Here is a 15,030-nt window from a genome sequence, read left to right as displayed (position 1 = left end):
GCATGCAGCTCCAAACCTGTGGGAGCTGGCGTTGCCAGCGATGAGGCCATCAGCCACACCACAAATCACAACCGGGATCGGTCACTTCCGCCACCAGCACATCCAGCACCGCCTGCGCCGCTGCCGACAGCTTGTGATCCGCCAGCATCATCACGCCGATCCTGCGCTCCACCACCGGCTCCACCAGCGCCACGCACTGTGCGCCCAGCTCGCGCATCTGGCCGATGCACAACGCCGGCACCGCACTGACCCCCAGCCCGTTGGCGACCATCCGGCCAATGGTAGACAACTGATGGCTTTCGAAGGCCACCGCCAGCTTGCCGTGCTCCGCCGCCACATGCCGTTCCAGTAGCAGGCGCACCGCCGACGGCCGTTGCAGGGCGATGAAGTCTTCGCCCAGCAGCTCCTTCCAGCTCACCTGCGCCTGTGTGGCCAGCGGCGAATCCTTGGGCACCACGGCGACGAAACGGTCGAGGTACAGCGGGTGGAACAGCAGGGGCTCGCTGGCCTCGGGCTCGAAACCGATGCCCAGTTCGACCCGTCGGTGCCGCACCAGCTCCAGCACCTGTTCGTTGATCACGTCATGCACCGTGACGTTCACCCGCGGGTAACGCTGGCGAAAACGCTTGAGCACCGGTGGCAGCAGGTTGCCGGCAAAGGCCGGCATGGCGGCGACGGACACCCGGCCCAGTTGCAGAGTGAAGCGCTGGCGCAGCAGCTCTTCGGTGTTTTCCCAGTCGGCCAGCAGTTGCCGGGCCAGGGGCAGCAGCACTTCGCCCTCCGGGGTCAGGCTGACGCTGCGCGTGGTGCGGCTGAGCAGGGCGCCGCCGAGCTGTTCTTCAAGGCTCTTGATGGTCAGGCTCAGGGCCGGCTGCGACAGGTGCAGGTGCTCGCCGGCCTGGGCGAAGCTCTGGTAGGTGGCGACGGCGACGAAGGCCCGCAGTTGCTTGAGGTTCATGGGATTGTTTTGAATTCCAAATCAATCGATGAGAAAAACAAAATTAACAAATTAGTCGTCAGGGAGGAAGATCCGCTCAGCCCTACAACGACAACAAGGCGGATCACATGGCCGGACTGGACAAGCGCGTAGCAACCTATGAACAGGCCCTCGAAGGCCTGACCGACAACATGACGGTACTGGCCGGCGGCTTTGGCCTGTGCGGCATCCCCGAGAACCTGATCGCCGAGATCAAGCGCCGCGGTGTAACCGGCCTGACCGTGGTCTCCAACAACTGCGGCGTCGACGGCTTCGGCCTCGGTGTGCTGCTGGAAGACCGGCAGATCCGCAAGATGGTCGCCTCCTACGTTGGCGAGAACGCCGAATTCGAACGCCAGTTGCTCAGCGGCGAGCTGGAAGTGGAACTCACCCCGCAAGGCACCCTGGCCGAGAAGATGCGCGCCGGCGGCGCCGGGATCCCGGCCTTCTACACCGCCACCGGCTACGGCACTCCGGTCGCCGACGGCAAGGAAGTACGCCAGTTCAACGGCCGCCACTACATCCTCGAAGAAGCCATCACCGGTGACTTCGCCATCGTCAAGGGCTGGAAAGCCGACCACTACGGCAACGTGGTCTATCGCAACACCGCGCAGAACTTCAACCCGCTGGCCGCCACCGCCGGCAAGATCACCGTGGTCGAGGTCGAGGAAATCGTCGAGCCGGGCGTGCTGCTGCCGAGCGAGATCCACACTCCGGGCATCTATGTCGACCGGGTCATCGTCGGCACCTTCGAGAAGCGCATCGAAAAGCGCACCGTCAAAGCCTGACCCGTCCCCAGAACAACAAAGAGATCCTGACCATGGCACTTACCCGCGAACAAATGGCCCAGCGCGTCGCCCGCGAACTCAAGGACGGCTACTACGTCAACCTCGGCATCGGCATCCCGACCCTGGTGGCCAACTATGTCCCGGCGGACATGGACGTGATGCTGCAATCGGAAAACGGCCTGCTGGGCATGGGCGAATTCCCCACCGAAGCACTGATCGACGCCGACATGATCAACGCCGGCAAACAGACCGTGACCGCCCGTCGTGGCGCGTCGATCTTCAACTCCGCCGAGTCCTTCGCGATGATCCGCGGCGGCCATGTCGACCTCACCGTGCTCGGTGCCTTCGAAGTGGACGTGGAGGGCAACATCGCCTCCTGGATGATCCCCGGCAAGCTGGTCAAGGGCATGGGTGGGGCGATGGACCTGGTGGCCGGTGCCGAGAACATCATCGTCACCATGACCCACGCCTCCAAGGACGGCGAATCCAAGCTGCTGCCGCGCTGCAGCCTGCCGCTGACCGGTGCTGGCTGCATCCGCAAGGTGCTGACCGACCTGGCCTACCTGGAGATCGACAACGGTGCCTTCATCCTCAAGGAAACCGCGCCGGGAGTGAGCGTCGAGGAAATCATCGCCAAGACCGCGGGCAAGCTGATCGTGGCTGATGATGTGAAGGAAATGACCTTCTGATTTTGTGGTGGCCCTGGGGGCCTCATCGCTGGCAACGCCAGCTCCCACAAATTTATGTGTCGACCGGTGGGCCTGAGTACGACACATGACCCTGTGGGAGCTGGCGTTGCCAGCGATGAGTCCCTCAAGGCCACCACACCTCTGAGTAACAACACAATCGCGGAGCCCATTCAGGACAAGGAACCACGCACTCCCTGTCCTGGACCGGCCCCGCGATTGCCTTTCCGCCTACTGCTTCGCCTCCCGCTCATCCTGCGCCACCACTGCCTGGCACAACTCGATCATCTGCTCGCGCATCCAGCGGTTCGCCGGGTCCTGATCGGTGCTTTCATGCCAGTACAGGTGGGTTTCCAGCGGCGGCACGTCGTTCACCGGCAGGCGCACGTAGTTGAGCTGGTGACGGCGGGCGAAACGCTCCGGCACGGTCATCACCATGTCGGTCTGCTGCAGCACCTGCGAGGCCATCAGGTAATGCTGCGAACGCAGGGCGATACGCCGTTGCAGACCCATCTTGCCCAGGGCCAGGTCGACATAGCCCAGGCCGTTGCGTCGGCTGGAGATATGGATATGGGTCATGCCCATGTACTCATCGAGGCTGATCTTGTCCTTGGCCAGCGGGTGGCCCTGGCGCAGGGCGCAGACGTACTGGTCCTGCATCAGCTTGACGTGGCGCACCTGCGGGTCAGTGTTGAGCGGTGCGTCGACGGCAAAATCCAGGCGCCCGGCGGCCAGTTCCTTGGTGGTTTCGCGGCGCTTGCACAGGAAGCTCTCGATCACCACCGCCGGCGCCAGGCGGCGCAGGCGCTGGAACAGCGGTGGCAGGATCACCGCCTCGGTGAGGTCGGTCATGCTGATGCGGAAGGTCTTGTTCGCCTGCAACGGGTTGAAGATGCGGCTTTCCTGCACCGACACCCGCAGCAGCGACAGGGCGTTGCGCACCGGGCCGATGATGTTCTGCGCCATGGGCGTCGGCACCATGCCCTGGGCGGTGCGCACGAACAGCGGATCGTTGAAGGTTTCGCGCAGCCGGGCGAGGGCGTTGGACACCGCCGGCTGGGTGATGCCGACGATCTGCCCGGCACGGGTCAGGTTGGCTTCGGTATAGATCGCATCGAAAACGATGAACAGATTCAGGTCGACCTTGTTCAGGTTCATGGGCACCGCTCTTGTTGGTGTTATCGGCCCGATCATATATCGGTTATGAATGTTTATACACGCCGAAAATAGACTAGGTGGATTTTGGCCGGTGATCTAGCATCCATCACCAGATCCCTTTCCCGAAGAAGGTACTGCTCATGGATTTCGCCTACACACCCAAGGTCCAGGCCCTGCGCGAGCGCGTCACGGCGTTCATGGACGCCTATGTCTATCCCGCGGAAGCGGTGTTCGAGCAACAGGTCGCCGAGGGTGATCGCTGGCAGCCGACGGCGATCATGGAAGAGTTGAAGAACAAGGCGAAAGCCGAGGGCCTGTGGAACCTGTTCCTACCCGAGTCGGAGCTGGGCGCCGGCCTGACCAACCTGGAATACGCGCCGCTGGCGGAAATCATGGGCCGCTCGCTGCTCGGGCCGGAGCCGTTCAACTGCTCGGCGCCGGACACCGGCAACATGGAAGTGCTGGTGCGCTACGGCAGCGAGGAGCAGAAGCGCCAGTGGCTGGAGCCGCTGCTGCGTGGCGATATCCGCTCCGCCTTCGCCATGACCGAGCCGGACGTGGCTTCGTCCGACGCCACCAACATGGCCGCCCGTGCCGAGCGTGACGGCGACGAGTGGGTGATCAACGGGCGCAAGTGGTGGACCTCCGGTGCCTGCGACCCGCGCTGCAAGGTGATGATCTTCATGGGCCTGAGCAACCCGGACAACCCGCGGCACCAGCAGCATTCGATGATCCTCGTGCCCACCGATGCCCCCGGGGTGAAGATCGTCCGCCCATTGCCGGTGTTCGGTTACGACGATGCCCCCCACGGCCATGCCGAGGTGCTGTTCGAGAATGTGCGGGTGCCTTACGAGAACGTGATCCTCGGCGAGGGCCGCGGCTTTGAGATCGCCCAGGGGCGCCTCGGCCCTGGCCGGATCCACCACTGCATGCGCTCCATCGGCATGGCCGAGCGGGCGCTGGAATTGATGTGCAAGCGTTCGGTCGAGCGCACCGCCTTCGGCCGGCCGCTGGCACGCCTGGGCGGCAATATCGACAAGATCGCCGATTCGCGCATGGAGATCGACATGGCCCGGCTGCTGACCCTGAAGGCGGCGTTCATGATGGACACCGTGGGCAACAAGATTGCCCGCAGCGAAATCGCCCAGATCAAGGTGGTCGCGCCCAACGTAGCGCTGAAGGTGATCGACCGGGCGATCCAGATCCATGGCGGCGCCGGTGTTTCCGGGGACTTCCCGCTGGCCTACATGTACGCCATGCAGCGCACCCTGCGCCTGGCCGATGGCCCGGATGAGGTGCACCGGGCGGCGATCGGCAAGTACGAGATCGGCAAGTATGTGCCGAAGGAGATGCTGCGTAGCGGCCATTGATACCTAGGCTTGTAGCAATCCCTGTGGGAGCTGGCTTGCCAGCGATTGCTGTGGTGAATTCACTATTGCAATCGCTGCGGTTCGGCGCCCCGACAAGCCAGCTCCCACAGGTTCGGTGATCAGCTTTCTTTCTGCGGTACTTTTTCATCCCGGGTCTTGAACAGCGACAACACCACCCCACCCACCAACAAACCGAAGGTCACCCCCAGCGACACCAGCGCCGGGATCTTGCCGATGAAGCCGTGCAGGAAGATTTTCCCGCCAATGAAGATCAGCACCAGCGCCAGCGCGTATTTCAGGTAGACGAAACGATGCATCAGCGCCGCCAGGGCGAAGTACAGCGCCCGTAGCCCAAGGATGGCGAAGATGTTCGACGTGTAGACGATGAACGGGTCCTGGGTGATGGAGAAGATCGCCGGCACGCTGTCCACGGCGAACACCAGGTCGGCCAGTTCGATCAGCACCAGGGCCAGGAACAGCGGCGTGGCATAGAGAATCGCCTTCGACCCGCCCGGCGGCGTCAGACGCACGAAGAAATGCGCGTCGTGCAGGCGGTCGGTGACCCGCACATGCTTCTTGATAAAGCGGATCAGCGGATTGTTGGCCAGGTCCGGATGGGCGTCCTCGCGGCTGAACAGCATCTTCACCCCGGTGATCAGCAGGAAGGCGCCGAACACATAGAGGATCCAGTCGAACTCCTTCACCAGCGCGCTGCCGACGCCGATCATGATCGCCCGCAGCACCACCACGCCGAGAATCCCCCAGAACAGCACGCGGTGCTGGTAGCGCCGGGGAATGCCGAAGAAGCCGAAGATCATCGCCATGACGAAGACGTTGTCCATCGACAGCGACTGTTCCACCAGCAAACCGGTGTAGAACTCCAGGGCGCTTTGCGCGCCGAGTTCGTACCAGATCCAGCCGCCGAACATCAGGCCGACGCTGAAGTAGCCGGCATACAGCAGCAGGCTTTCGCGCATTTCGATTTCGCGCTGGTCGCGGTGCAGCACCCCGAGGTCGAAGACCAGCAGGGCGATGACGATGGTGACGAAAGCCAGCCAGAGCAGGCTGCTGGTGCCGAGGAATTCGGCATTGATGAAATCATGCAGAGCTGTCATGAGCCCCTCCCAATGTCGTGGAAGTGACTCCGACATGGCGGTCGAATGACCGTCAGAGGGGCCCGGCGTCACAAGATTCAGCCTAGTCGGCGAATGGCACGGGGCTGGGGGGAGAGCGTTACAAAGTCTTACAGCGTGAAGCGAAATTTCCTTCAGTACACCCAGGCTTCGACCCGGCGATTGCGAATCCGCCCCTGGGTATCGGTATTGGCCGCCACCGGCAGCTCGGCGCCGAGGCCGAGCACTTCGCGCAGGGTCACGCCCTCCCTGGCCAGCTCGCGGCGCACTGCCATGGCTCGCAGTCGCGACAGCAGGTCGGCCCGTCGGGCGTCGTCCTTGGCGTCACCGAAGCCCACCAGCACCAGCTTGCCGTCGAGCTTGCGGGTCTGCCTGAGGTAATCGACCAGGCGCCGGATATCGCGCAGGGCCTTGTTGTCCAGGGTTGCGCTGCCTTCCTGGAAACGGAAGTTGAGCGACAGGCGCCGCGCCTCGCTGGACAACTGGCGATAGCTCGGTGGCATGTCCGCCTGGGGCGCTTCATCGATGGTGCGTACGCGCTGGTCGATGAAGCCATTGCTGGCGACGATGGCCTGGCCGCGCGGGCTTTGGGTGAAGTCGAGCAGGGCGTGGGCGAGGGGATTGCCGGAGGAGGGCGGCAGGTAGAAATACAGGCGGCGCGACAGCGGATAGTCCTCGCTGGCGATCTGCTCGGGGCTCGGCAGCATGGGCCGCGAGGCACCGTCGGCGATGGCCAGGACCCGCGCACCATGCACGGTGCTCAGGCTGCTGAAACCGATGGCCTGGCGGTCGTTGCGCACGGCTGCGCTCAGTTCCTCGCCGGACTCGAAGCGTCGGGTGTTGTCGGCCAGGGGCTGGTGATGCGGGTCGAGCACCAGGCTCTTGAAGGTTTCCCAGGTGCCGGAGCGGTCGTCGCGGGCATACAGATTGATGGCCCCGCCGCCGACGCCGAGCTGTTCCCAGGTGCTGACCTGGCCGGAAAAGATCTTCGCCAGTTGCTCGATGGTCAGTTGCGGCAGGGGGTTGTCCGGGTGCACCAGTACGGCGACCCCGTCCAGGCCGATCACCTGCTCGGCGTCGGCGCTGGTCAAGTCGCCCAGGGCCTGGAGCTCGGTTCTTTCGCTGTCCTTGATTTGCCGCGAGGCGGCGGCGAGGTCGGCGTTGCCAGCCTTGAGTGCGGCGAATCCGGTGCTGCTGCCGTGGGCGGCGATGTCCACCTGGATATCGCCGGCGCTGATGCGCACCTCGTTGGCCTGGTCGCCTGGCTCGCTATGGATCGCCCCGATGCCCCGGCTTTCCAGCAGCCCGCGCACCAAGGCCGGGGCCAGGGTTGCGCCGATGGTGTTGGAACCCTGGATGCGCAGGGTATCGGCCAGCGCCAGGGGTGTGAGCAGGATGAGCAGCAGGGTACAGGGGCGGATCATTGCCGGCGGGCACTCTCGAATGGACGAAGGTGGCGGCAGATTAAGACAGAAAGATGAAATAAAAATGACGGATGTGGCGCAGATCCTTGTGGGAGCTGGCTTGCCAGCGATGAGGCCAGATCATGCGACATCGCTGTTTCTGCTGGCCCTATCGCTGGCAAGCCAGCTCCCACAAGGTTTGTGTTGTCAGCTCAATTCCAGCCAGATCGGCGCATGGTCCGAAGGCTTTTCCATACCCCGCAGTTCATAGTCGACCCCGGCCGCCTTGACCCGTGGCAGCAGAGCATCGGAGGTCATGATCAGGTCGATGCGCAGGCCGCGCTTGGGCTCGTCCTCGAAACCGCGGCTGCGGTAGTCGAACCAGCTGAACTGGTCGACCACTTCCGGGTGCAGGTGGCGGAAGCTGTCGGTCAGGCCCCAGCCCTTCAGCCTGGCCATCCACTCGCGCTCTTCCGGCAGGAAGCTGCACTTGCCGGTCTTCAGCCAGCGCTTGGCGTTGTCGGCGCCGATGCCGATATCGCAGTCTTCCGGGGAAATGTTCACGTCGCCCATGACGATCAGCGGCTGGTCGTTCTTGAACTCGCTTTCCAGCAGGGTCTGCAGGTCGGCGTAGAAGCGCTGCTTGGCCGGGAACTTGGTCGGGTGGTCGCGGCTTTCGCCCTGGGGGAAATAGCCGTTCATGATGGTCACCGGGTTGCCCTGGTCATCGGCGAAGGTGCCCCAGATAAAGCGGCGCTGGGCGTCTTCCTCGTCGGTGGAAAAGCCCTTCACCAGGCTCAGCGGCTCCTTGCGCGAAAGCAGGGCGACGCCGTAATGGCCTTTCTGCCCGTGGTAATGCACGTGGTAGCCGAGGGCCTGGACGTCGGCCAGCGGGAACTGATCGTCGGAGACCTTGGTTTCCTGCAGGCCGATCACATCCGGCTGGTGCTTGTCGATCAACGCCGCCAATTGATGCGGCCGGGCGCGCAGGCCGTTGATGTTGAACGAGACGATCTTCATGGGAAGGACAATCCTGAGGAAAAGGCAGGATGCTAGCTGACTGTCGGCTTGTGGGCCAGTCCTGGGCGTCCTGTGATGTTCTTGAGGTCCCCATCGCCGGCAACGCCGGCTCCCACAGGTTTCCGGTCAGCCGCATGATCCAGGTCCGACATGGAAACCTGTGGGAGCTGGCATTGCCAGCGATGAGGCCACCAGCTTCGACAGATCAGTCCGAGAAAATGTGTAGATATTCATGCAGCGATGAGGCCCGACCTTTCACCACCTGCCTCCCTGATTCCCCTTCTATACTCCCACCCCATCAGGAAGGAACGTTGGCGCAACCCACCCCTCAAAAGGCCATGCCCAACCGCCATCAGGAGACCCGCGACCATGCCCGAATCGACCCCCGCACCCGCCGAAGTGCGCTTGCTCGACGGCGGCTATAGCCGCGAGGCCCGTTCGCTGCTGTATCACGCCTACCGCCACGAGCCCACCTACGGCTATCTGTTCGAAGCCGAACGCCCGGGCTTCGACCAGCGGGTCCGGGCCCTGGTCCGCGAGCGGGTGCGTCAGCATTTTCTCCAGGACCTGCCCGCCATCGGCCTGCTGGTGGACGACCGCCTGATCGGTATCGCCCTGATCTCCCCACCGGTACGCCGCCTGGGCGTGACCGAGAGCTGGGCCTGGCGCATGCGCATGGTGCTGTCCGCCGGTTTCCGCTGCACCCGGCGCTATCTCGAGTACCGCGCCGCGTTCCTCGCCTGCCTGCCGGGCGACGCCGTGCATATCCTGCCGCTGCTGGGCATCCACCCGCAGTTCCAGGGCCAGCACTACGGCGAGCAACTGCTGGCGGCGGTGCATGACTGGTGCGCCGAGGACGAAAGTTCCCGCGGCGTGGTGCTGGATACCGGCAACGAACATTACCTGGCGTTCTACCGCCGCCAGGGCTACCTGGAGATCGGCGAAGTGGCCGTCGGGCCGATCCGCGAGCATGTGTTCTTTCACCCCGCACCGCAGAGGATCGACCGGGCCAGGGCCTGAGCCAGACGGTTTTCGGCATGCAAGCCGTCATCCCGCTCTGGTAGCATCCGTTCCCATGACGTATTCAGGACGCTTTTCCCTGGGTTTGATCCTGTGCCTGGCCAGCAGTCTCGCGGCCGCGGCGCAGAGTGAACTGGTTATCCGCATCAAACCCGCCAACACCGCACTCAAGGCCAATGTCGAGGGCTATATCGGAAGCCTCGGCGAGCGCGACGAAGAGGCGCTGCTGCGCTTCAGCCGTGGCGCCGAGGAGCAGGCGCGCAAGGCCGCCCAGGCCCTGGGCTACTACCAGGCGCAGATCGACAGCGAGGTGCTGCCACCGCGCGACGACGACAAGGGCCCGCGCCTGCGCCTGACCATCGAGCCCGGCGAGCCGGTGCACCTGCGCAATGTCACCGTGCGCATCGACGGCCCCGCCAACCAGCTCAAGGCCTTTCGCATTCCCGACAGCAAGGCGCTGCGCAGTGGCGAAGTGCTCAATCATGGTCACTACGAGGACGCCAAGCGGCTGATCCAGAACCAGGCCTCGCGCTACGGCTTCTTCAAGGGCCGCTTCACCCGCAATCGCCTGTCGGTGGACCCGGCTGCCGGGGTCGCCGATATCGAACTGGTCTACGACAGCGGTCCGCGCTATAGCCTGGGCAAGGTGAAGTTCGACGGCGATTCGCCGTTCGACGAAGACCTGCTGCAACGCATGGTGCCGTTCAAGGAAGGCATCCCCTACGATTCCGAACTGATCGCCGAACTCAACAACGCCCTGCAATCCAGTGGCTATTTCGAGGGCGTCAGGGTCGATGCCGCGCCAACTGCCGCGGTCGGCCAGAGCATTCCGGTGGCTGTCGATGTGCAGGCGCGCAAACCGCGGACCATGGGCCTCGGCCTGGGTTACTCGACCGACGTCGGGCCGCGCATCAAGGCCAACTGGACCCGCCATTGGGTCAACCCGCAGGGCCACAGCTACGGCATTGAAAGCGAACTGTCGGCGCCGCGGCAGAACATCGGCCTGTGGTACGACGTGCCCCTCGATCCGCCGCTGACCGACAAGCTGCGCTACGCCGGCGGCTATCAATACGAAGAGATCGCCGGCACCGACACCCTGAGCAAGCTGCTTACCGTCGGCCCGGAATGGCACAGCAAGCTGCCCAGCGGCTGGCAGCGGGTGCTGTCGCTGAAATGGCAACGCGAGGAATATCGCCTGGGCGATGACTCCGGGCTGAGCACCCTGCTGATGCCGGGGGTCAGCTACAGCTACCTGCGCAGCGACAATCGCATCGACCCGCACAACGGTTACCGCCTGCAATTCGACGCGCGGGTGGCCAAGGAAGGGCTGCTGTCGGACACCAACCTGCTCAACGGCACGGTACTGGTGAAGGGCCTGACCACCCTGGCCGACAAGCACCGTTTCCTCGCCCGTGCCCAGTTCGGCGGCAGCGCCACCAACGGCTACAAATCCATCCCGCCGTCGCTGCGCTTCTTCGCCGGTGGCGACCAGAGCGTGCGCGGCTACGACTACCAGACCCTGTCGCCGACCAACAGCGATGGCGACCGCATCGGTGGCCGCTACATGGTCGCGGCCAGCGCCGAGTACCAGTACCAGGTGGCCGACAAATGGCGGGTGGCGACCTTCGTCGACCAGGGCAACTCCTTCAACAATCTCGAACTGCCCAGCCTCAAGACCGGCGTCGGCTTCGGCGTGCGCTGGATTTCCCCGGTGGGTCCGTTGCGCCTCGACCTGGCCAAGGCGCTGGATGATGACGGCGGGATTCGACTGCACTTCTCGATGGGACCGGAACTGTGAAACGGGTAGCGAAATGGAGTGCGATCAGCCTGTTCGCCGTGGTGGTCGTGCTGGTCCTCGCCGTGGGCCTGGTACTGGGCACGCAGGCCGGCAGCCGTTGGGCCCTGGGCCTGGTGCCCGGTTTGCAGGTGGAGGGTTTCCAGGGACGCCTGGCCGGTCTCTGGCAGGCTGAAAAGCTGGTCTGGCAATCCGGCGGGGATCGTGTCGAGCTGACCGCGCCGCTGCTGGAATGGACCCCGGGCTGCTTGCTGCGCCGCACCCTGTGCGTGGACAAGCTGCATGCCGCGCAGATCGACCTGGCCTTCGCCCCGACCGAAACCGACCCGGACAGCGGTCCGCTGAAGCTGCCGGACCTCGACCTGCCGCTGGCCATCGAACTGGGTGAAGTACAGGTCGGCCTTCTGCGCCTGGATGGCGCGGAGCAACTGAGTGGCCTGACCCTGGCTGCCCACTGGACCCGCGAGGGCCTGAAGATTGACAGCCTCGATCTCAAGCGCGAAGACCTGCACCTGACCCTGCAAGGCCTGCTGCAACCCAGCGGCGACTGGCCATTGCAGGCCGAAGGGCAGGTGCAACTGCCGCCGGTGGATGGCCAGGCCTGGCAACTGGCGTTGCAGGTGAAGGGTGATCTGCAGAAGAGCCTCGATCTACAGGCTGACAGCAGCGGTTACCTGCAAGGTCGCTTGAGCGGTCAGTTGCAGCCGCTGGCGGACAACCTGCCGGCACAGATCCATCTGAGCGCCAGTGACTTCAAGGCCGCTGCCAGCCTGCCGGACACCCTGTTGTTCCAGCAGTTCGAACTCACCGCCCACGGCGACCTCAAGTCCGGCTACCAGTTGGTCGGTGCCGGTAATCTTGCCGCGCAGGACGGCCCGATCGCCCTGGCCCTGCGTGGCCGGGTCGACGCCAAGGGCGCCGAGGTGGCGGGTCTGGACCTGACCGCCACGCCTGAGCAGCGCCTGGCACTGACCGCCAGCGCCAATTGGGAACAAGCCCTGACCGCTACGGCCACCCTCGACTGGCAGGATTTCCCCTGGTTGCGCCTGTATCCGCTGGAAGAGGCACCGCAGGTGGTACTGCACCGCCTCAAGGCCCAGGTGCAGTACCGCGATGGCAACTACCAGGGGGATTTCAGTGGCGATCTCGATGGTCCCGCCGGCGCTTTCAAGCTGGCCAGCCCGTTCAAGGGTGACCTGGGGCAGATCAGCCTGCCGCAGTTGGTGCTGGAGGCGGGGCAGGGCAAGGCCGGCGGTAGTGTCAGCGTGGCGTTCGCCGATGGCGTGGCCTGGGACGCGGCACTGGACCTGGCCAATCTCGATCCGGCCTACTGGCTCAAGGAAATGCCCGGGACCCTGGCCGGTGCGCTGCGCAGCAAGGGCGAACTGAAGAACGAAAAGCTGTCGTTGAACGCCGACCTCGATCTCAAGGGGCGCCTGCGTGGGCAGCCGGCAGTCTTGCAACTCAAGGCCGAAGGGGCCGGCGAGCAGTGGACCCTGGGCACCTTGCAGGTGCGCCTGGGGGACAACCAGATCAACGGCAGCGGCAGCCTGCAACAGCGCCTGGCCGGGCAGATCGACCTGAACCTGACGCGCCTCGGCCAGCTCTGGCCGCAACTGCAAGGGCAGGTCAAGGGCCGGGTGGATGTTTCCGGCACCCTCAAGGCGCCGCAAGGCCAGTTGAAACTGCAAGGTACGCAACTGGCCCAGGGGGAAAACCGTCTGCAAAACCTGAGTCTCGATGCGCGTCTCGATGGCGCGCAGAAAGCCCTGATCGAACTGAGCGCCAGCGGCATCCGTGCCGGTGAAACCGCTCTGGGCACGTTGACCGCCAAAGGCCAGGGCGATATCCGCCAGCAGCAGTTGCAACTTGCCCTGGATGGCCCGCAACTCAAGCTCGACCTCGGCCTGGACGGGCAACTGGACCAGAACAAGGGCGACTGGCGCGGACGCCTGGCCAAGGGTGAGATCCAGGCCGGCGGCCAGGACTGGCGCTTGCAGGCGCCGGCCACCCTGCAGCGCCTGGCCAACGGCCAGATCGACTTCGGCGCCCATTGCTGGCGCTCCGGCCCGGCCAGCCTGTGCGGAGATCCGCAACGCCTGGCGCCGGAGCCGCGGATTCGCTATCACCTCAAGCAGTTCCCACTGGACAGCCTGGCGCAATGGCTGCCGAAGGACTTCGCCTGGCAGGGGCAGCTCAACGCCGATATCAACCTCGACCTGCCGGCCAGCGGCCCCAAGGGCACGGTGCAGGTGGATGCCAGTGGCGGCACCTTGCGTATTCGCGAGAAGGGCCAATGGATCGATTTCCCCTACCAGGCCCTGCGCCTGGATAGCACCCTGGGCCCGCGCCGGGTCGATACCCGCGTGGACTTCCGTGGCGGTCGCCTGGGCGAACTGAGCCTCAACGCGAGGATCGATCCACTGGCGCGCAACAAGCCGGTCAGCGGCGATTTCAACCTGAGCGGCCTGGACCTGGCGGTGGCGCGCCCCTTCGTACCCATGGTCGAGCGCCTGGCCGGACAGTTGAATGGCAATGGCCGCATCTCCGGCACCCTGCTGGCGCCGCAGGTGAATGGCAGCCTGGTGCTGTCGGGCGGCGAGGTGGCGGGGGCCGAGCTGCCCATCGGCCTGCGTGACCTGACGGTGCGCGCGCTGATCGCCGGCGAGCAGGTGCAGTTGAATGGCGACTGGAAAAGCGGCGAGCAGGGCCAGGGCCGGCTGAGCGGCCAGATCGGCTGGGGTCAGGCGCTGGCGGTGGACCTGGCGTTGCAGGGTCAGCGCTTGCCGGTCAACGTCGAGCCCTATGCCGCGCTGGAGGTGGCACCGGATCTGAAGATCAGCCTGCAGGGCGAGCGCCTGGCGGTCAGCGGCAAGGTGCTGGTACCGAAAGGCAGCATCACCGTGCGCGAGCTGCCGCCGTCGACGGTCAAGGTCTCCGACGACACGGTGATCGTCGGGCACCAGACCGAGGAGGGTAAAGCGCCGATGCAGGTGGCCATGGACATCGACGTCCAGGTCGGCCAGGACAAGCTGGCCTTCAGCGGTTTTGGCCTGACCGCCAATCTGCTCGGCCATGTGCATATCGGTGACAACCTCGATACCCGTGGCGAGCTCAGCCTGGCCGATGGTCGTTACCGTGCCTACGGTCAGCGCCTGACCATCCGCCGCGCACGCCTGATGTTCGCCGGCCCCATCGACCAGCCGTACCTGGATATCGAAGCGATCCGCAAGACCGATGACGTCACCGCCGGCATCCGCCTTACCGGCAGCGCCGAGCAACCGACGACCACGGTGTTCTCCGAGCCGGCGATGAGCCAGGAGCAGGCGCTGTCCTACCTGGTACTTGGGCGTCCGCTGAGTACCACTGGCGAAGACAACAACATGCTGGCGCAGGCGGCGCTGGGCCTGGGGCTGGCGGGCAGTGCGGGGATCACCGGCAGCCTGGCGTCGAGCCTGGGTATCGACGACTTCCAGCTGGATACCGAAGGCAGCGGGCAGAGCACTGCGGTGGTGGCCAGTGGCAACCTGACCGAGAAACTGAGCCTGCGCTATGGCGTGGGGGTGTTCGAGCCGGCCAATACCATCGCCTTGCGCTATCTGCTGAGCAAGCGCCTGTACCTGGAAGCGGCCAGCGGCGTGGCCAGCTCCCTGGATCTGTTCTACAAGCGGGATTTCTGAG

11 protein-coding genes are annotated in these 15,030 nt (G+C 64.8%); 6 read left to right on the top strand and 5 right to left on the bottom strand.

Annotation, left to right across the window (positions count from 1 at the left end; translation table 11 throughout):
• Positions 1-49: 49 nt before the first annotated feature.
• Entirely contained in the window at positions 50-958 is a 909-nt protein-coding gene (locus ACODSK_RS14965) for a LysR substrate-binding domain-containing protein (protein WP_489017126.1), read from the bottom strand.
• 107 nt (positions 959-1,065) lie between these two features.
• On the opposite strand from ACODSK_RS14965, the gene ACODSK_RS14960 reads away from it, so the two are divergent.
• Both ACODSK_RS14960 and ACODSK_RS14955 read left to right on the top strand, forming a co-directional pair.
• Positions 1,066-1,764, top strand: a complete 699-nt coding sequence (locus ACODSK_RS14960; protein WP_489017125.1) for a CoA transferase subunit A — start codon at positions 1,066-1,068, stop codon at positions 1,762-1,764.
• A 32-nt stretch (positions 1,765-1,796) separates the two neighbouring features.
• Positions 1,797-2,453, top strand: a complete 657-nt coding sequence (locus tag ACODSK_RS14955; RefSeq protein WP_489017123.1) for a CoA transferase subunit B — start codon at positions 1,797-1,799, stop codon at positions 2,451-2,453.
• A gap of 228 nt (positions 2,454-2,681) precedes the next feature.
• Here ACODSK_RS14955 and ACODSK_RS14950 read toward each other — a convergent pair whose 3' ends face one another.
• A complete protein-coding gene (locus tag ACODSK_RS14950; RefSeq protein WP_489017122.1) occupies positions 2,682-3,608 on the bottom strand; it encodes a LysR family transcriptional regulator in 927 nt (308 codons plus the stop codon).
• A 140-nt stretch (positions 3,609-3,748) separates the two neighbouring features.
• Between ACODSK_RS14950 and ACODSK_RS14945 the strand changes: the two genes are divergently transcribed.
• On the top strand, positions 3,749-4,978 hold the full coding sequence (locus ACODSK_RS14945) for an acyl-CoA dehydrogenase (RefSeq protein ID WP_489017120.1): 1,230 nt from the start codon (positions 3,749-3,751) through the stop codon (positions 4,976-4,978).
• Positions 4,979-5,097: 119 nt separating this feature from the next.
• Here the strand turns inward: ACODSK_RS14945 and ACODSK_RS14940 are convergent, their stop codons facing one another.
• From ACODSK_RS14940 to xthA, 3 genes are all read right to left on the bottom strand, one after another.
• Positions 5,098-6,093 (bottom strand): TerC family protein, encoded by a 996-nt coding sequence (locus ACODSK_RS14940; protein WP_489017119.1) that lies wholly within the window; start codon positions 6,091-6,093, stop codon positions 5,098-5,100.
• Between the two features lie 152 nt (positions 6,094-6,245).
• The gene (locus ACODSK_RS14935; RefSeq protein WP_489017118.1) at positions 6,246-7,535 is read right to left on the bottom strand and encodes a substrate-binding domain-containing protein; all 1,290 of its coding nucleotides are present in this window, start codon (positions 7,533-7,535) and stop codon (positions 6,246-6,248) included.
• A 186-nt stretch (positions 7,536-7,721) separates the two neighbouring features.
• The gene (xthA, locus tag ACODSK_RS14930; RefSeq protein WP_489017117.1) at positions 7,722-8,534 is read right to left on the bottom strand and encodes an exodeoxyribonuclease III; all 813 of its coding nucleotides are present in this window, start codon (positions 8,532-8,534) and stop codon (positions 7,722-7,724) included.
• Between the two features lie 369 nt (positions 8,535-8,903).
• On the opposite strand from xthA, the gene ACODSK_RS14925 reads away from it, so the two are divergent.
• The 3 genes from ACODSK_RS14925 to ACODSK_RS14915 are packed head-to-tail and all read left to right on the top strand — an operon-like array spanning position 8,904 to position 15,029.
• Complete coding sequence (locus ACODSK_RS14925; protein WP_489017116.1) at positions 8,904-9,554, top strand: GNAT family N-acetyltransferase; 651 nt, start codon at positions 8,904-8,906, stop codon at positions 9,552-9,554.
• 55 nt (positions 9,555-9,609) lie between these two features.
• The gene (locus ACODSK_RS14920; RefSeq protein WP_489017114.1) at positions 9,610-11,352 is read left to right on the top strand and encodes an autotransporter assembly complex protein TamA; all 1,743 of its coding nucleotides are present in this window, start codon (positions 9,610-9,612) and stop codon (positions 11,350-11,352) included.
• Positions 11,349-15,029 carry a translocation/assembly module TamB domain-containing protein gene (locus ACODSK_RS14915; RefSeq protein WP_489017113.1) on the top strand — a complete coding sequence of 1,227 codons (3,681 nt, stop codon included), beginning with the start codon at positions 11,349-11,351 and terminating at the stop codon, positions 15,027-15,029. The genes ACODSK_RS14920 and ACODSK_RS14915 overlap by 4 nt, the downstream gene beginning before the upstream one ends.
• Position 15,030 lies beyond the last annotated feature (1 nt).

The sequence above is a fragment of the Pseudomonas sp. FG98 genome (genome assembly GCF_057808595.1).
The sequence above is the reverse complement of the archived record's forward strand: the minus strand, read 5'-3'. Positions and strand labels throughout refer to the sequence as shown.